This is a genomic window from Pseudoalteromonas sp. T1lg21 (genome assembly GCF_002964625.1).
Lineage (GTDB): Bacteria > Pseudomonadota > Gammaproteobacteria > Enterobacterales > Alteromonadaceae > Pseudoalteromonas > Pseudoalteromonas gelatinilytica.
This window is the reverse complement of the sequence record NZ_PQBX01000056.1, coordinates 753,465-772,197: the sequence shown is the minus strand read 5'-3', so window position 1 is coordinate 772,197 and position 18,733 is coordinate 753,465. Positions and strand designations below refer to the sequence as shown.

Below are 18,733 nucleotides of genomic sequence, written 5' to 3'. Positions count from 1 at the left end.
ATTATTCGCCTTGTATTAATACATAACCACTGCCACGCATGGTTTTGATTCGTTCATTACTAACGTGTTCTGCAATCTTTTTACGGATGTTGCTGACATGCATATCGATTGAACGGTCAAAAGGGGCAAGGCGTCTACCAAGGACTTGCTCACTTATTTGTTCTTTGCTGATCACTTCACCGGCATGTTGTACTAGCATGGCAAGGATCTCATACTCAGTGCCGGTTAGACTAAGTACATTGTCTTTAACAGAAGCTTCTCGCGTGGCAAAATTAACATTGATGCTGTTGACACTCAATGAGCTGGCCTGTTGGCTCGATAAGCTATTGATATGTTCGATGCGACGGGTAATTGCTTTAACGCGAGCTAGTAGTTCTCTGTGGTTAAATGGCTTAGGAATATAATCATCTGCGCCTAGTTCTAAACCAAAGATACGATCAAAGTCTTCGCCTTTCGCGGTTAGCATGATCACTGGAGTAAGCTTATGTTGTCTTAACTGCTTTAGCACCTCAAAGCCATCCATAGAGGGTAGCATCACATCGAGCAATATAAGCTCGTAGTTATGCTTTATAGCTTGTTTTAGGCCTTCAGCGCCATCATGAACACACTCTACTGTAAAACCTTGTGCTGATAAGTACTCGCTGAGTAATTCGCACAATCCTGTATCGTCGTCGATCATTAATAGTTTCATTCTGACACCTAGCTATTTATTTCTTTAAGGTTATTTTACTCAGTAAATTGTGTAAAAGTGAATCTTTACACAACCTTTACACTGGTTTGCGTTCCTTTGCATTGAATTAGTTATAGTTAACCCATCAGTCGGAAACGACAACAGAGCACAACCCAACAAAAGGTAATGATTATGACTATTTCAAATAAGCTTTCTAAATTCGTACTTGTTTGTGGTTTAGCAGCAGCCAGTGTAGGTGCTACTTCAGCAATGGCGAAAGGTGACTTCAACCGTGGTATGAATCCACAGGCTCGTTTTTTACTTTCTGAGCGTGGTATTGATAAATTACAACTTACCGAAGATCAGCAAACGCAACTTAAAGCGATTTTTGCACAGCAGAAAACACAATTTGAAGCACTGCGTGGCGATAAAGGTGCTATGAAAGCCGCTCGTGCAGCACATAAAGACAAGATGGATGCATTATTAACAGCGAAATCATTCGATGAAACTGCAGCATTAGAACTGATTAAAGCGCGTCAAGAAAAAGGCGAGCAGTTTGCAATGCTAAAAATGAAATCTGACCATGCGATTTGGCAGGTTTTGAATGCTGAACAGCGCGAAAGTTATCAAGAGATTAAAAAGCACCTTCGTAAAAAAGGTCACAAAAAGGGCCACCATGGTCCACGTGGCGAGCAAGGAGATGAAAGCTCAGAAGGTTAAAAGCGAATTGGTATTACTATTAAAAAATGCGGCAAATGCCGCATTTTTTATTGTTCCGCTTTATTCTTTGAAGAATGAATCATCGTTTTTCGCCAGCATCGCTTCGATATCCTCAATCATATCTTGGCTCAGATCATTAGCATTGCTAATTGGGCTAGAAATTTTATTGTTTTCAAACGACCACTCGCCTAAATCTATCAGCTGGCAGCGTTTTGAGCAAAATGGACGATGCGGACTTTGCTCTGACCATTCAACTTTGGCTTTGCATGTTGGGCAGTTTACAACTGTTGGCATGATATCACTCTCAAATAAGCACTTTTGTCAGATCTTACTGAACAGCTGGCTGATAATCCAGTCACGAATTTGTATTAGAAACTCGTTACTCGGTTTATTTCTGCCAGTGAAGTAACACCATCAGCGGCTTTCTTCAGGCCAGATAAACGCAGGTTATTAAAACCTGAACGAAGTGATACTTCAGCGATTTCGAGTGAGTTACCACCACGCATGATAATTTGTGCTATTTCAGGGGTAATCTGCATGACTTCGTAAATACCCACTCGACCTTTATAGCCTTCAGTACAGCTATCACAACCTTTTGGTGCAAACAGTTGTATCTCGCTAAGCTTGTCTTTATCAAAGCCTTGGCGAATAAGTTCTTCATCAGGTAGTTTTTCTGGCGTTTTACACTTAGGACAAAGTCGTCTTGCAAGACGCTGCGCAATAATAAGACTGATTGAACTTGCTACGTTGTAAGCAGGAACACCCATATTTAAAAGACGGGTAAGAGTTTCTGGCGCTGAGTTGGTATGCAGGGTTGATAAAACTAAGTGACCCGTTTGCGCCGCTTTAATTGCTATTTCAGCGGTTTCAAGGTCACGGATCTCACCCACCATAACCACATCAGGATCTTGTCGTAAGAAAGCCTTTAATGCATTGGCAAAGGTCATATCTGCCTTTGGATTAATTTGTACTTGGTTAATCCCTTCAAGGTTGATCTCTACTGGATCCTCGGCAGTACTGATATTACGCTCTGGTTGGTTAAGAATATTTAAACCCGTATAAAGTGATACCGTTTTACCAGAGCCCGTTGGACCGGTTACTAAGATCATGCCTTGCGGTTGATCAAGTGCATCCATGTAAAGCTTTTTCTGCTCTGGCTCATAGCCAAGTACATCGATACCAAGCATAGCACTTGATGAGTCGAGAATACGCATAACGATTTTCTCGCCCCAAAGAGTAGGCAAGGTACTAACACGGAAGTCGATACTTTTACGTTCAGTGATTTTAAGCTTAATACGGCCGTCTTGAGGTTTTCGCTTTTCTGCTATATCTAGTCGTGACATAACTTTTATACGCGCTGATAAGCGGCTCGCTAAGCTATTCGGTGGACTTGCCATTTCATGCAAAATACCATCGATACGAAAACGTACGCGGTAACGATGTTCATAAGGCTCAAAGTGTAGATCCGAGGCACCTTTTTTTATCGCATCCATCAAAATTTTATTGATGTAGACAATAATAGGGGCATCGTCTTTGTCTTCATCTTTGCTGGCTAAGTCACGAGGTGCTTCTGTTTCAAGCTCACCCAGTTCTTTAAACTCATCTTCACTTAAATGTAAGCCACCTGCGGCATCAAGTAATTGCTCGATTTTGTTTTCAAGTTGCGTGTAATCAACAACGACCACTTCACATGAAAGGCCCGTACTAAATTCAAAGTTTTCAAAGGCACCGTAGTCGGTTGGATCTGAGGCGGCAATGTAAAGCTTACGGCCTTTTTTAACGAGAGGTAGAATGTGGTGCTCACGAATGAGTTTGTCTTTAACAAGTTCTTCGCTAATGTTCGCAACGTCAAAGTCTTTGATGTCAAAATAAGGCACACGAAAAAGATCTGTACATTGCTCTGCGAGCTCATGTCCAGCCATTCCACATGTTTTAGAAATAAGCTCTGCTGTAGAGTTATATTCGCGCTGCTTTGATTTTACGGTCTCTGCATCAATGCGACCGAGTGTAATAAATTTTCGAAGTAGCGGTGAGTTTATATTCATTGCGCACCTAGATTGATCCTTTATTGCCACAATCTAACAGAAAAAGTAAGGCTATTACATCAGTCTTGTCTGATTTTAGGAAAATTGCAAAATAAATTCACCTAAAACTCAGTTGTTTAGAATGCGGTTTGGTACTTTTGTATTGGTTTTTATGGGTTCTAATTTATGAGAATCTATAAATAAAATTAATACCTAGTGAGAGTGCATTAGGTACTTTTTGTGCAGCTTTTGCACATCAGCTTTTACTTCTTCAAGAGGGCGGTTGTTATCCAAAATATCACACGCTTTTTGTTTTTTATCAGCTCTGCTCATTTGTGAGGCTATGATTTGCTTGGCTAATTCATCAGATACGTTATCTCGGGCTGTTGTTCTTGTTATTTGTACATCAACCGGAACATCAATTAGTAAGGTATGATTGCAGTATTTTTCTAAGCCGTTTTCAAAAAGTAAGGGAGCAACTAAGATGACATAGTGGCTGGTGGCCAGCTTTAATTGGCTCAGCATTGTTTCTCGAATAAGTGGGTGCAATAAGTTATTAAGCCATTGCTTTTGTGATTCATCAGCAAAGATAATTGCTCTTAGTTTTGCGCGATCAAGCGTGCCGTTACTCGTGAGTATCTCATCACCAAAATATTCAGTAATTTTTTTAAGGCCAAGTGAGCCAGGCTCGACGACTTCTCTGGCTACAATATCGGCATCAACCACCTGAATGCCAAACTCTTCAAACATGGCGCTTACCGCACTTTTACCTGAACCAATACCGCCAGTTAGCCCTAAAACCCAGTTTGCCATAATTAGTAACCTAAATAGTTAAAGTAATAGCTTTGAATTTGCTCACCCCAAAGTAAGGTTAGCCATCCAGCGATGGCAAGGTAGGGCCCAAATGGGATTGGCGTAGTTTTGTCTTTACCTTGAATGATGATTTGTGCAATGCCGATGATGGCACCTACGACACTTGATAACAGCACGATAGTTAAAATATCTTGCCAGCCAAGTAGTGCACCAAATACGGCTAAAAGTTTAAAGTCGCCATAACCCATGCCTTCTTTACCCGTAGCAAGCTTAAACAACCAGTAAACACTCCATAAACTCAGGTAGCCAACCGCAGCGCCGATAATTGCATCGCTCGGCGCAATAGTAATATCCATAGTGGCCGCAATCAGCGCAAGCCAAACGAGTGGCAGGGTGAGTTGGTCGGGCAGTAACATATGATCTATATCGATAAAGGTTAAAGCGACTAAAACCCAAGTAATCAATATATAAAGAAGAGCTAGCTTAGTTGGTCCAAAAACAGCAGCGACAACTAAACTTAAAACTGCTGTAAGCATTTCAACAATAGGGTAGCGCACAGAAATCGGTGTCTGACAATTTGCACAGCGACCTTTTAGCAGTAGCCAACTTATCACAGGAATATTTTGCCAAGCTTTAATCGGTGCTTTGCATTTAGGGCAGGTCGAATTAGGTTTTACTAAATTAAAGGGAGCTTGTTCTGTTTGCTGTTTTGAATTGAGCTCATCGGCCAATACAATACGACACTCAGTTTGCCATTCTCTTTTCATCATCAGTGGCAAACGAAAAATCACCACATTCAAAAAGCTACCAATACACAGGCTTACTAAGCCCACAGTCAAAAAATAAAACCACTGCTGACTTTGCATCGCAGTGGTTATATCAAGAAAAAAGTTTTCCATTAAAATACCTAACTTCTGGCCATTTCAAGGCCGATTTTATTTCGCTGTATTGAACTATTCTTATTATTTATTTTATGTTTCAAGCTATCAACTAGTGTTTGGAATTTAACTTGCAAGTTGCAACTTACAACAATGTTTAAATCACCGAACCTAATTGGAATATAGGCAAGTACATAGCAACAATTAAACCACCAACAAGCACACCTAAAACCGCCATAATCAGTGGCTCAAGTAAGCTTGATAAACCATCTACGGCATCATCGACTTCTTGCTCATATATCGTTGCCACCTTAGCAAGCATGCCATCAAGTGAACCAGACTCTTCACCTATGGCCACCATTTGCACCACCATATCAGGAAAGATCTTAGAGTTTTTCATCGCCCAGTTCATTAAGTTACCTGAACTTACTTCAGCCTTTATTTCTAAAATTGCATAACGATACACCGCATTACCAGAAGCGCCTGCAGCAGAGTCTAGGGCATCGACGAGGGGCACGCCAGCAGCAAAAGTAGTTGAGAGAGTTCGAGCATAGCGAGCAACCGCCGCTTTATTCAAAATCATACCAATAACAGGCAGTTTTAATATGGCTCTATCGTTGGCATCTCTAAGTTTTTTGCTTCTAAGTAAAGCTTCTTTGTATGCATAGCCTGCAGCGATAATCGCAATCAGCATCATCCACCAGTATTCTTGCATAAAATCAGAAATACCAATCACCATCAAAGTAAATGCAGGTAACTCAGCACCAAAGCCATTAAAAATATCTTGAAATTGTGGTACTACAAATATAAGAAGAATAGATGTCACAATAACTGCAACAACCAAAACAGCAATCGGATAAAACATAGCTTTTTTAATTTTTGATTTTAAAGCCTCTGCTTTTTCTTTATAAAGCGCAACACGGTCAAAAATTTTATCAAGGGCGCCTGACTGCTCACCTGAGGCCACTAAGTCGCAATATAAATCATCAAAATAGCGAGGGTGCTTTCTTAGGCTTTGTGATAAGGGCATACCAGATTTAACATCATCACCAATACTTTCCATTAGTTTAGCGACACTTTTATTTTTTGCACCTGAGCCGATCATTTCTATTGATTGAATTAGTGGCACACCAGCCAATAGCATAGTTGCTATTTGGCGGGTTATTAAAGCAATATCTTTAGGTGTTATTTTTTGAACTCTTGAGCCAAATAGGGGTTTCGCTTTACGTTTGACTTTAGAGGGAGTAATACCTTGCTTTCTGAGTTGTGCTTTGACTAAAGCAATGCTTTGACCTGACAGTTCACCTTCAAGCTTTTTACCTCGAGAGTTAACACCTATCCACTGAAAGGTATCTAAGCTTTGATTGTTTTGTTGTTTAGTCATTAGAAGTCCTAAAAAGAAAAATTGCAATACTCTATGGAAAACTGACCATGCGCCCAATAATTTGGCCCCAAGAAGCTATTATCTTTACATTTATAGGTTATAAAAGCAGAAGCTAAGTATATTATCAGTGTTGATGTAAGTATAATCTTCAACCAATAACTTCCGGTAAAAAAAATATCACTTCTAGAACCCGCATTTTCCGAGTTACTAATCAGTACGCCAAGAAATATTAGCATAAATGTTTGTGGAATAGGCATAACAATCACACCGGAAAAAAAAGAAAGAGTGAGCATACTTAAAAGTGCAAGTAGGCAAGTTTCGTGTTCTGGCGAAATTTCACCATCTTTATTTTTTTTTATATTTTTGTAGATTACTCTTAATACAAATCCCACAATGGTAAATGCAGGAATGGCACCTAATTCATACACCAATTGAAGAATGCTATTGTGAGGGTGTCGAACACCAAAGTTATAATTTATATAGCTACCGATGCCATTACCTAAAAAAATTTCCTTTACACTCAAGTTTCTTAATAAATTTAACCAGATTTCGATGCGAGAAGAGCTTGATGTTCTAAACGTATAACCTATTGTTTGATTTGATTCTATAAAAAGACTGTACAGGAAGAATAGTATTAATGCTGATAGTGTGGCTTTTAATATAATCTTAAAATTATCTCGGTTAATTATTTTTAAGTTAATACCTAATAAGGTTGTTATCATACAAGATATAATGGCGCCTCTTGCACCTGTTATGAATAAGAATGTGATGTTTAACAATAAAATGATAAAGGCTATTCGAGAAAGCTTGTTGTTGTTTAAATAATATATTAGTACAGGAAAAGATAGAGCTTGAAATTGGTTGAAAAATCTAATGTTATTAAATCCATAAATAATGTCATCAGCTTTAACGGTATTATCAAAAAATGCGTATATGGATAAATTTAGAATAGAACATGAAATTATTAATAAGTTTAAAAATAATATACTTAAGAAGGTTGTTTTTAACTTTTTTTTTATCTTATAACCTAAAATTATTAAGCTAAAGAGAAGGGTGTAATGTAATAAATATAAAAGAGTTTCAATGGTGAAATTTTTAATTGATAGAATGGCGAAAGTTAAGAGAAATGTTGTAAGATAAAGGTTGTTTTTGGACAGCTTTAAAGGGCTGAAGATAAAGATTGTAGTTATGGTGAGTAAAAAAAATATTTGAATAATTCGCTTAGAGTCGTACAAAGCTGGGGAATGTAACGAAAATAAGAATATACATAAAGAGAATAATGCAGGAGTTAAACTTAACAGCTCAATGGAGTTGTCAGGGGCTTTGTGAAAGCCCCTGTATTTAAAACTAGCTACCACGGCAGTTAGAAGGTAGGTACTTAGCATCTACAGTGCCAGCGTTACAGGTCCATTTTATAGAACCAGTGCCCGCAACACTTGGTGTAAATACAACAGTTTTTCCACTTTCAACTTTATCGTTGTAAGTCACAGTGATTACTCCGTCATCAACTTCTACACTTGTAACCGCATTACCTGTGATTGTTGTAGAAACAGGCATTCCTGCAGCAGCATTATCAGCAGGCCAACCTGCTTCAGAAACATAATACTCAGTTACAGCTGCTTTTGCTGAAGCACCAAGTGTAATACCTTCACTGACGTGTGCACGTTTTGTGTAGTCTTGATAAGCAGGCAGTGCTACCGCTGCCAAGATACCGATGATTGCAACTACAATCATTAATTCAATTAGGGTGAAACCCTGTTGCTTTTGTTGTGTCATTTGTTCCTCTCCTAAAGGATATGATGATTTAGTAAGTTTAGCTGTAACTTAAGCGTTGTAAAACCATTGCTTAATTTACAGGATAAATCTTACAGTTTTACTTAAAACAACTTTTATTAACGCTTAAATGTTAACAAAGTAGTAAAAACCTTACTGGTTAAGCGTGTATAAATTTACTTTAGCATCAATAAATGTTTTTGGAAGCTATTTTCCTGTTCAGTAAGCAGTTTTTCAGAACTTTCCTACCTTTGTTTGATGTAAAATAAGCTTAGTTACACATATTTGTACTATTTATAGACACCGCATCCTTGCAGGAACTTATTGAATTGATTGCAATCTTGTGTAGGTTCAGGACGTGCGTATACAAAATAGTCAAAAGCGCTAAAAAGATATTGATTTTTTGTTATCTGTTCAGGCTTTTTACGTATTTAATGCTTTTTTTATTTTCTTGTCAACGAATTAGGTAAAACATTAAATACGTATAAAAGAATTTTTAGCCGTTAAATCGCATTGAAAGATCGATTGATTGTAAATTTTTTGTAAGTGCGCCACTTGAAATAAAGTCAACACCGGCCTGTGAATAGGCTTTTAAAGTTTCAAGTGTCATGTTGCCTGATACTTCAAGCTTTGCTCGCTTATCTGTAAGCACAACTGCTTGTTGAATTTGCTCTACTGTAAAGTTATCAAGCATGATGATATCAGCCCCCGCAGTGATCGCTTGTTCAAGTTCATCAAGTGATTCTACTTCTACTTCAACTGGCTTGGCAGGATGGTTTATTTTAGCTTGAGCGACGGCTTTATCAATACCCCCGCAGGCTGCAATGTGGTTTTCTTTAATTAAAAAGGCATCAAAAAGGCCGATACGATGATTCGCGCCACCACCACATTTTACTGCGTATTTTTGAAGTGCACGTAAACCTGGAATTGTTTTACGCGTGTCGAGTAGCTGCGTAGTCGTGCCCTCAAGCTCTTTTACATAATGAGCAGTTGTTGTTGCTGTACCAGAGAGGGTTTGTACAAAGTTAAGAGCTGTGCGCTCTGCGGTTAAAATTGCGCGAGCTGAGCCTGATGCTGTAAATAGTGTGCTATTTGCAGCTACTTTGTCACCGTCATTTACGACTACGTCAACTTCAACTGAAGGATCAACTTGCTTAAATACTTCTAAAATAATGTCTTTACCACAAAATACACAGTCTTCACGAGTAATTACCTTAGCATTAGCTAGCTCATTTTCTGGAATTAGTTGCGCGGTAATATCACCGTCATTTGCGCTTTGGTAATCTAAATCTTCATCAAGGGCGAGTTTTACCAGTTGGCTAATTAAAGTGTGAGGGACTGACATGTCGAAAGCTCATTGTTTATTAATAAATTGGCGAAATTTTACTATGTTTAACCCCTTAATAGAAGACAAAGATCGGTCATAGTAAAGTATCCTTACCCTTACTTTAAGTGATTGAATCAAAGCAACTAGACCCTAAGATTTTAACCCTTTACACTATTTAACTTTATTGTCATCGTTAGTTTTTAATATGCATATAAATGAATTGGGCCAATTAAACAATGTGTTACTAAGGCACTGTACACATTATGATGAGCGCCCTGAGGGCGAGGTGTCATTACTTGTTATTCATAATATTTCATTGCCAGCAGGGCAGTTTGCAACGCCTTATGTGGATGATTTATTTATGGGGACGATTGATTGTGCAGCGCACGAAAGCTTTACTGATTTAAAAGGCTTAAGAGTCTCTGCGCATTGCTTTATTCGCCGCACTGGTGAAGTTATTCAGTACGTGCCCTTTGAAAAACGAGCTTGGCATGCTGGTATCTCAATGTTTGAAGGTCGAGAGCGCTGCAATGATTTTAGTGTGGGCATTGAGCTAGAAGGTACCGACACCTTGGCGTATACCCAAGCTCAGTATAATGCATTACACTTAGTTACTAAGGCGTTGATGGCAAAGTACCCTGAGATAAACCGTTCGCGCATTGTTGGCCATTGTGATATTGCACCGGGCAGAAAAACTGACCCTGGAGCGAGTTTTGATTGGCAATACTATTTTGATTTAGTGTTTTAGTTAAAGGATATAGGTAAAAGCATGATCTTAATTTCAATAATTATTGCTTTGGTAATTGAGCGTTTAGGGGCTCGAGCTAACTACTGGCAAATCGGTTTTTATGCCAATACCTATCTTAAGCACTCGCAAAAACAACTCTCAGAAAAAGGCTTATTTAATTCGCCAATTGGTTTTTTGATTTGGTTAATGTTGCCTGTCGTGGCTGTTGCATTAATTTATCAACTATCCGAATTTATTATCTGGCAACTGGCTGTGAATGTTGCTGTACTGCTGGTTTGTTTTGGCTGTGCTAAGCAACGTGCTTTATATAAGTCTTACTTAAATGCGTTAACCCGCAACGACCAAGAGGCTGCAACCCTATTTGCGTTACAAATGGGCCAAAAGAAGACTGAAGATGATCCTCATGGTGAAACTTTTGGCCAAACTTTAGCTTGGTTAAATTTTCGCTTTTATTGTGCAGTTATTTTTTGGTTTGTGGTCTTAGGTGTACCTGGCGCGGTGCTTTACGCATTAGTTCGTACTTTTGCTGACAAAGTAAGGGATGATCACAGTGTTGCTTATGCTAAGCGTTTTAAACTAGTACATAGCTTATTGTTCTGGCTCGATTGGTTACCAGCTCGGGTTGCAAGCTTTGGTTATTTAGTGATCGGTAACTTTAATAAAGGTACCAGTTGTTGGCTGAAGTATGTGCTCGACTTTTCAGTGAGTAACCGAAAAGTAGTTACGCAAACTGCACTTGCCGCTGAGCAAATTGAGCAGCAACATTTTGGCTGTACTTATGAAGCCACCTGTATGATGAAACTTGTAAAAAGAAATGTATTGTTCTTTTTAGTGATCATCGCAGCACTTACTTTATTTGGTGGCTTGGCGTAGCGTGTAAAGTTAGCAAGTTACAAGAGTAAAGCTTGTTGTATAACTTTATTCATTAATCGCTCTACTAATGCACTTCGATTGAGTTTTAATTTTTCAGCACTGAAGTGCATCCTACTTCGAATTCAATTCAACGATGCGAGGTAAACCCGCTGCTACAAAGCTACTCAATTCATCTAACATCTAATACCTGACCACTAAAAGCTCTGTCGTTCAATCTGGTCTGACCATTTCTTTTTTATTGTTTTTTCCTTCAGAAAAAGCCACTTTAATCCATACTGTTTAATCTTTAGTCGAATTACGTTAGGGTGTAACTAGGCGCTGAACGTAGTGAAATTGACAGAAATACGGGTTTTTGATAACTTATGCGACAAATTTGGTATGACCAATTTACCTTTTTGGTCAAAGCACAAGGCTAAATACCCGATATTTATGGGGTTAGCGCATAACAATGCGGACGTTAATAAATGTCTTTAAAGATTAAAGCAGCAAAATTATCTGATGTAATTTTACAACAACTTGAGAATATGATTCTTGAGGGGTCGTTAGCGCCAGGCGAAAAGCTGCCTCCGGAACGTGAATTAGCGAAACAATTTGAAGTATCGCGACCTTCACTGCGTGAGGCGATTCAAAAGCTAGAAGCCAAGGGGTTAGTAACGCGTCGCCAAGGAGGCGGAACGTTCGTAAAAAATCAGCTTGAAGAGGGGCTCACTGATCCGCTTTTTGATTTGATTAGTAAGCATCCAGAGTCACAATTTGATTTACTCGAATTTCGTCATGCCCTTGAAGGAATTGCAGCATATTATGCAGCTATGCGCGGCACGACGAATGATTTCAAAAAAGTAAAACAAAGCTTTGACAACATTGCGCTCGTTAATGACGACATTGTGCAAAAAGCAAAAGCAATAAATGCATTTCATTTTAGTGTGGCAGAAGCGTCTCATAACGTTGTATTGCTACATTTAGTGCGTGGTATGCAGGCCTTGCTAGAGCAAAATGTATTACAGAATTTAACTGTACTGTTAAAAAAACCACAGATCAGCCAGCAGCTCGCAGAACATAGACGACTGTTGATGGATGCGGTTATTGAAGGAAACCCAGAGCAAGCACGTCTTGCTAGTAATGCTCACTTAGCCTTTATCGAAGAAGCCTTACTTGAGGCTGGCAAGGAGCATTCGCGGATTGAACGTAGTTTAAGACGCACCAAACAACATTAAGCAAGTGATTAGCTAAGTTTAGTTAACTACTTAACTTTAAGATTTATTAAAATAATTAGTATTTTAAACATAAGGAAACCTCCATATGTCTGAAGTCAATAAAATTGACGTAGACGCGCTAGAAACACAAGAGTGGTTACAAGCCCTTGAGTCTGTTGTGCGTGAAGAAGGTGTTGAACGTGCTCAATTCTTACTTGAGCAAGTGTTAGAGCAAGCCCGTTTAGACGGTGTTGATATGCCTACTGGCACAACCACTAACTACGTTAATACCATTCCGGTAGATCAAGAACCTGCTTACCCAGGTGACGTAAACATTGAACGTCGAATTCGTTCAATCATCCGTTGGAATGCGATCATGATCGTATTACGTGCGTCGAAAAAAGATCTAGACTTAGGCGGCCATATGGCGTCTTACCAGTCTTCAGCGGCATTCTATGAAGTATGTTTTAACCACTTCTTCAAAGCACCAAACGATGTAGACGGCGGTGACTTAGTGTATTACCAAGGCCACATTTCACCAGGTATCTATGCACGTGCATTTGTTGAAGGTCGTTTAACTGCTGAGCAACTTGATAACTTCCGTCAAGAAGTTGATGGTAAAGGTCTTCCTTCATACCCACACCCTAAATTAATGCCTGAATTCTGGCAGTTCCCTACGGTATCTATGGGTCTTGGTCCAATTGCCTCAATCTACCAAGCTCGTTTCTTAAAATACCTAGATGGCCGTGGCTTAAAAGACACTAAAAACCAACGTGTGTACGCTTTCTTAGGCGACGGTGAGATGGATGAGCCAGAATCACGTGGTGCAATTTCATTCGCTGCGCGTGAGAAGCTAGATAACCTATGTTACCTAATCAACTGTAACCTACAGCGTTTAGATGGCCCAGTAATGGGTAACGGTAAGATCATTCAAGAGCTTGAAGGCCTATTCAAAGGCGCTGGCTGGAACGTGATTAAAGTTGTATGGGGTAGTGGTTGGGATATCCTACTTGCTAAAGATACAACAGGTAAATTACTGCAGTTAATGAACGAAACGATTGACGGTGATTACCAAACTTATAAAGCAAAAGATGGTGCATACGTTCGTGAACACTTCTTTGGTCGTTACCCAGAAACAGCAGCGCTTGTTGCTGATATGACTGATGAAGAGATCTTCGCACTTAAGCGTGGTGGTCATGAGCCTTCAAAACTTTACGCTGCATTCAAAAAAGCGGAAGAAACCAAAGACCGTCCAACTGTAATCCTTGCTAAAACTGTAAAAGGTTACGGCATGGGTGAAGCGGCTGAAGGTAAAAACATTGCACACCAAGTTAAGAAAATGGACATGACTCACGTAGCACACCTACGTTCACGTCTAGGTTTACAAGATCTTGTCTCTGATGACCAGTTAGCTGATCTACCATACTTAACGCTTGAAGAAGGTTCAGAAGAGCACAAGTACCTTCACGCTCGCCGTGAAGCACTACAAGGTTACACGCCTAAGCGTATTCCTAACTTCTCTGAAAAATTAGTATTACCAGAAGTTGACGCGTTCAAGCCGTTACTTGAAGAGCAAAAACGTGACATCTCTACAACAATGGGCTTTGTTCGTGCACTTAACGTGTTACTAAAAGACAAAGGCATTGGTAAAAACATCGTGCCTATCATTGCCGATGAAGCGCGTACATTTGGTATGGAAGGTTTATTCCGTCAAATCGGTATTTATAACCCACATGGCCAAAACTATACGCCGCAAGACCGCGACATCGTTTCTTACTATAAAGAAGCAACATCAGGTCAGGTACTACAAGAAGGTATCAATGAGTTAGGTGCAATGTCATCATGGGTTGCTGCTGCAACATCATACAGCACTAACGATTTACCGATGATCCCATTCTACATCTACTACTCAATGTTTGGTTTCCAACGTGTAGGTGATATGGCGTGGATGGCTGGTGACCAGCAAGCACGTGGTTTCTTATTAGGTGCTACAGCAGGTCGTACTACACTAAACGGTGAAGGTTTACAGCACGAAGATGGTCACAGCCACATTCTTGCTAACACAGTACCTAACTGTATCTCTTATGACCCAACATTCGCATACGAAGTAGCGGTAATCATGCAAGACGGTATTCGTCGCATGTACGGTGAAGACCAAGAAAACGTGTTCTACTACCTAACGCTAATGAACGAAAACTACCATCAACCAGCAATGCCAGAAGGCGCTGAAGAAGGTATTCGTAAAGGTATCTACAAACTTGAAACTGTTGCTGGCGAGAAAGCGAAAGTACAGTTACTTGGTTCAGGTACTATCATGATGGAAGTGCGTAAAGCGGCACAAATCCTAAGCGAAGAGTATGGCATTGGTTCAGATGTATTCTCTGTAACATCATTCAACGAGTTAACACGTGACGGTCAAGATGTTGAACGTTTCAACATGCTTAACCCTGAAGCAGAGCAAAAGACTGCTTACATCACAAATGCATTAACAGATGCAGTGACTGTTGCTGCAACAGACTACATGAAGAACTACGCAGAACAAGTTCGTTCATTTGTACCAAGCAGCAACTATAAAGTGTTGGGTACTGATGGTTATGGTCGTTCTGATAGCCGTGAAAACTTACGTCGTCACTTCGAAGTTAATGCGGGCTATGTTGTGGTTGCAACATTATCTGAGCTTGCTAAACGTGGTGAAGTTGAGAAGTCAGTGGTTGTTGAAGCAATCAAGAAATTCGACATCGACACAAACAAAGTTAACCCGCTATACGCATAAGAGGTTCCAATGAGTATTGAAATTAAAGTACCAGATATCGGTGGCGATGACGTTGAAGTAACCGAAATCCTTGTTAGCGTTGGTGATAAGGTTGAGGTTGACCAATCGTTATTAACGGTTGAAGGCGACAAAGCATCAATGGAAGTACCTGCTGCACAAGCAGGTACGGTTAAAGAAATTAAAGTAGCTGAAGGTGATACGGTAACGACGGGTTCACTTATCATGATCTTCGAAGGTGAAGAACAAGCTGCTGCGCCAGCACAAGCGAAAGAAGAAGCACCTGCTCCAGCAGCTGCATCTTCAGCTTCTGCTACACAGGAAGTGACTGTACCAGATATCGGCGATGATGAAGTTGAAGTAACTGAAATCATGGTTGCGGTAGGTGACACGGTTGAAGAAGAGCAATCTTTATTAAGCGTTGAAGGCGATAAAGCATCAATGGAAGTACCTGCACCATTTGCTGGTACTGTTAAAGAGATCAAAATCGCGACTGGCGATAAAGTGAAAACTGGCTCTTTAATCTTCGTTTTTGAAACAGCATCAAGCGGCTCTGAAGCACCTGCAACAGAAGCAGCGCCAGCTGAAGCGGCTCCGGCAGCAACGGCATCTGGTACTAAAGAAGTAAACGTGCCTGATATCGGTGGTGATGAAGTTGAAGTAACCGAAGTGATGGTTGCTGTTGGCGATAAGGTTGAAGAAGATCAATCAATCTTAAACGTTGAAGGCGATAAAGCATCAATGGAAGTACCTGCACCATTTGCCGGTACTGTTAAAGAAATCAAAGTAGCAGCTGGCGATAAAGTATCAACTGGCTCACTTATCTTTGTATTTGAAGTAGCTGGTAGTGCACCAGCTGCAGCGGCACCTGCTCCTGCAAAAACTGAAGCAGCGCCTGCACCTGCAGCAAAAGCGCCAGCGGCTGAAAAGCCAGCGTCAGCACCTGCAAGCAACGAAGGTTTTGCAGATAACAAAGCCTATGCACATGCATCGCCAGTTGTACGTCGTTTAGCGCGTGAGTTTGGTATTAACCTAGCGAACGTAAAAGGCACTGGTCGTAAGAATCGTGTCGTGAAAGAAGACGTACAAAACTACGTGAAAGACCTTGTGAAGAAAGTTGAGTCAGGTCAACTATCTGCAGGTAAAGGTAATGCCGGTGGCGGCGAGCTAGGACTTATTCCTTGGCCTAAGGTTGATTTTGCTAAGTTTGGTGAAATCGAAGAGAAAAAACTTTCTCGTATTCAAAAGCTATCAGGCGCTAACTTACACCGTAACTGGGTGCAAATCCCGCATGTTACACAGTTTGACGAAGCTGATATCACAAGCCTTGAAGTATTCCGTAAAGAGCAAAATGCGCTTGCTGAGAAGAAAAAGTTGGGTGTTAAAATCACGCCACTTGTGTTTGTGATGAAAGCAGCGGCGAAAGCACTTGCTGAATTCCCAACGTTTAACTCTTCACTGTCTGAAGATGGCGAAAGCTTAATCTTGAAGAAGTACATCAATATCGGTGTTGCTGTTGATACGCCAAACGGTTTGGTTGTTCCAGTATTCAAAGATGTAGATAAGAAAGGCATCATTGAGCTTTCTCGTGAGTTAATGGAAATTTCTGCGAAAGCACGTGACGGCAAGCTAACGTCATCTGATATGCAAGGCGGTTGTTTCACAATCTCAAGCCTTGGTGGTATCGGTGGTACAGCGTTCACGCCAATTGTGAATGCGCCTGAAGTTGCTATCTTAGGTGTATCTAAGTCAGAAATGAAACCTAAGTGGAATGGCAAAGAGTTTGAACCTAAATTAATGGTTCCATTATCAATGTCATACGACCATAGGGTTATTGACGGTGCCCTAGCAGCACGCTTTACTGTGACGCTAGCAAGCTACATGAGCGATATTCGTCAACTAGTGATGTAATCGTCTCGTAAATTATAAGAATCAAATCCCAGCAAGGTGTTTTTTGCTGGGATTTTTACCATTGGCAATGATACAATCTTTGCCATAGAACAATCTTGGTATAGATATCTGCTCTCCCTTTCTGCCTTGCAGAAACATGGCAGTTAAACATAGGGGCAGTGTCCCGTTCAAACATTTAAGGTAATAGCATGAGCAACGAATTAAAAACTCAAGTTGTTGTACTAGGCGGTGGTCCTGGTGGTTATTCTGCGGCTTTCCGTGCTGCTGACTTGGGCTTAGAAGTAACATTGGTAGAATCTCGCAACACATTAGGCGGTGTATGTCTAAATGTGGGTTGTATTCCTTCAAAAGCACTTTTACACGTAGCTAAAGTGATCGATGACGCTGCAGAAATGTCATCTCACGGCGTTACTTTTGGCAAGCCTGAAATCGACCTAGACAAAATCCGTTCTTGGAAAGAGTCTGTAATCGGTCAATTAACTGGCGGCCTAGACGGCATGGCTAAAATGCGTAAAGTGAAAGTTGTTAACGGTTACGGTAAATTCACAGGCAGCAACACAATTGCTGTTGAAGGTACTGACGGTACAACAACAATCACTTTTGACAATGCTATTATTGCAGCAGGTTCTCAACCTGTTAACTTACCTTTCATCCCTGAAGATGACCGTGTAATTGACTCAACAGGTGCACTAGAGCTTAAAGACGTTCCTGAGAAACTACTTGTTTTAGGTGGTGGTATCATCGGTCTTGAGATGGGTACTGTATACCGTGCGCTAGGTTCTGAAATTGACGTAGTTGAGTTTGCTGATCAATTAGTTCCAGCAGCTGATAAAGACGTTATTAAAATCTACCAACGTTACGTTAAAGACAAGTTCAACGTAATGCTTTCTACTAAAGTTGTTGGTGTTGAAGCGAAAGAAGACGGTCTATACGTTTCATTCGAAGGTAAAAATGCACCAGCTGACGCAGTACGTTACGACAAAGTACTTGTTGCAGTAGGTCGTACACCTAACGGTAAGCTTGTTGATGCTGATAAAGCAGGCGTTAATGTTGATGAGCGTGGTTTCATCAATGTTGATAAGCAGCTTAAAACAAACGTTGGTCACATCTTCGCTATCGGTGATATCGTTGGTCAACCAATGCTTGCACATAAAGCGGTTCACGAAGGTCATGTTGCTGCAGAAGTTATCTCTGGTCAGAAACACTTCTTCGATCCTAAGTGCATCCCTTCAATCGCATACACAGATCCAGAAATCGCATGGGTTGGTGTAACTGAGAAAGAAGCTAAAGAGCAAGGCTTAAGCATCGAAACTGCTGTATTCCCTTGGGCTGCTTCTGGTCGTGCAATCGCTTCAGCACGTACTGAAGGTCAAACTAAGCTAATCTTCGATAAAGACTCAGGTCGTGTTATCGGTGGTGCTATGGTTGGTATCAACGCAGGTGAAATGCTAGGTGAAATCGGCTTAGCAGTTGAAATGGGCGCAGACGGTGAAGACCTAGCGTTAACTATTCACGCTCACCCAACATTAAACGAATCAATCGGTCTAGCTGCTGAAATCTTCGAAGGTTCAATCACTGACCTTCCAAACAAAAAAGCAGTTAAAAAGAAGTAAGTTCTTTTGACTAATCGTTTTAAAAACCCAGCTTTG

The 18,733-nt window shown here is 40.4% G+C and carries 16 protein-coding genes; 7 read left to right on the top strand and 9 right to left on the bottom strand.

Going from position 1 to position 18,733, the window contains the following annotated elements; translation table 11 throughout:
- Position 1: 1 nt before the first annotated feature.
- A complete protein-coding gene (locus tag C2M25_RS13750) occupies positions 2–691 on the bottom strand; it encodes a response regulator (RefSeq protein WP_054550979.1) in 690 nt (229 codons plus the stop codon).
- 171 nt (positions 692–862) lie between these two features.
- Here C2M25_RS13750 and C2M25_RS13745 point away from each other — a divergent pair, with 171 nt between their 5' ends.
- The gene (locus tag C2M25_RS13745; RefSeq protein WP_105174905.1) at positions 863–1,390 is read left to right on the top strand and encodes a Spy/CpxP family protein refolding chaperone; all 528 of its coding nucleotides are present in this window, start codon (positions 863–865) and stop codon (positions 1,388–1,390) included.
- A gap of 60 nt (positions 1,391–1,450) precedes the next feature.
- Here the strand turns inward: C2M25_RS13745 and yacG are convergent, their stop codons facing one another.
- The 8 genes from yacG to nadC all read right to left on the bottom strand — a co-directional run bounded on the left by yacG (position 1,451) and on the right by nadC (position 9,607).
- Positions 1,451–1,684, bottom strand: a complete 234-nt coding sequence (gene yacG, locus C2M25_RS13740) for a DNA gyrase inhibitor YacG (RefSeq protein WP_054562797.1) — start codon at positions 1,682–1,684, stop codon at positions 1,451–1,453.
- Positions 1,685–1,758: 74 nt separating this feature from the next.
- Complete coding sequence (pilB, locus tag C2M25_RS13735; RefSeq protein ID WP_063702922.1) at positions 1,759–3,435, bottom strand: type IV-A pilus assembly ATPase PilB; 1,677 nt, start codon at positions 3,433–3,435, stop codon at positions 1,759–1,761.
- A 192-nt stretch (positions 3,436–3,627) separates the two neighbouring features.
- Positions 3,628–4,227, bottom strand: coding sequence for a dephospho-CoA kinase (coaE, locus tag C2M25_RS13730; protein ID WP_105181348.1), 600 nt, complete (start codon positions 4,225–4,227; stop codon positions 3,628–3,630).
- Positions 4,228–4,229: 2 nt separating this feature from the next.
- On the bottom strand, positions 4,230–5,126 hold the full coding sequence (locus C2M25_RS13725; RefSeq protein ID WP_105181347.1) for a prepilin peptidase: 897 nt from the start codon (positions 5,124–5,126) through the stop codon (positions 4,230–4,232).
- Positions 5,127–5,262: 136 nt separating this feature from the next.
- Positions 5,263–6,489, bottom strand: a complete 1,227-nt coding sequence (locus tag C2M25_RS13720; protein WP_105181346.1) for a type II secretion system F family protein — start codon at positions 6,487–6,489, stop codon at positions 5,263–5,265.
- A gap of 8 nt (positions 6,490–6,497) precedes the next feature.
- The gene (locus C2M25_RS13715; RefSeq protein WP_105181345.1) at positions 6,498–7,874 is read right to left on the bottom strand and encodes an O-antigen ligase family protein; all 1,377 of its coding nucleotides are present in this window, start codon (positions 7,872–7,874) and stop codon (positions 6,498–6,500) included.
- A complete protein-coding gene (locus tag C2M25_RS13710; RefSeq protein ID WP_063702933.1) occupies positions 7,837–8,265 on the bottom strand; it encodes a pilin in 429 nt (142 codons plus the stop codon). Before C2M25_RS13710 ends, C2M25_RS13715 begins: the two co-directional genes overlap by 38 nt.
- A 493-nt stretch (positions 8,266–8,758) precedes the next feature.
- Positions 8,759–9,607: a carboxylating nicotinate-nucleotide diphosphorylase gene (gene nadC, locus C2M25_RS13705; RefSeq protein ID WP_105181344.1), complete on the bottom strand. Its 849-nt coding sequence runs from the start codon at positions 9,605–9,607 to the stop codon at positions 8,759–8,761.
- Between the two features lie 187 nt (positions 9,608–9,794).
- Between nadC and ampD the strand changes: the two genes are divergently transcribed.
- The 6 genes from ampD (at position 9,795) to lpdA (ending at position 18,697) form a co-directional block, all read left to right on the top strand.
- Entirely contained in the window at positions 9,795–10,337 is a 543-nt protein-coding gene (ampD, locus tag C2M25_RS13700) for a 1,6-anhydro-N-acetylmuramyl-L-alanine amidase AmpD (protein ID WP_105181343.1), read from the top strand.
- Between the two features lie 21 nt (positions 10,338–10,358).
- Positions 10,359–11,210 carry a beta-lactamase regulator AmpE gene (ampE, locus tag C2M25_RS13695; RefSeq protein WP_063702940.1) on the top strand — a complete coding sequence of 284 codons (852 nt, stop codon included), beginning with the start codon at positions 10,359–10,361 and terminating at the stop codon, positions 11,208–11,210.
- Between the two features lie 464 nt (positions 11,211–11,674).
- The gene (pdhR, locus tag C2M25_RS13690; protein ID WP_036965924.1) at positions 11,675–12,424 is read left to right on the top strand and encodes a pyruvate dehydrogenase complex transcriptional repressor PdhR; all 750 of its coding nucleotides are present in this window, start codon (positions 11,675–11,677) and stop codon (positions 12,422–12,424) included.
- Between the two features lie 85 nt (positions 12,425–12,509).
- Positions 12,510–15,176 (top strand): pyruvate dehydrogenase (acetyl-transferring), homodimeric type, encoded by a 2,667-nt coding sequence (aceE, locus tag C2M25_RS13685; RefSeq protein WP_105174896.1) that lies wholly within the window; start codon positions 12,510–12,512, stop codon positions 15,174–15,176.
- A gap of 9 nt (positions 15,177–15,185) precedes the next feature.
- The gene (gene aceF / locus C2M25_RS13680; protein ID WP_105181342.1) at positions 15,186–17,084 is read left to right on the top strand and encodes a pyruvate dehydrogenase complex dihydrolipoyllysine-residue acetyltransferase; all 1,899 of its coding nucleotides are present in this window, start codon (positions 15,186–15,188) and stop codon (positions 17,082–17,084) included.
- Positions 17,085–17,272: 188 nt separating this feature from the next.
- A complete protein-coding gene (gene lpdA / locus C2M25_RS13675) occupies positions 17,273–18,697 on the top strand; it encodes a dihydrolipoyl dehydrogenase (RefSeq protein ID WP_063702946.1) in 1,425 nt (474 codons plus the stop codon).
- Positions 18,698–18,733: the final 36 nt, after the last annotated feature.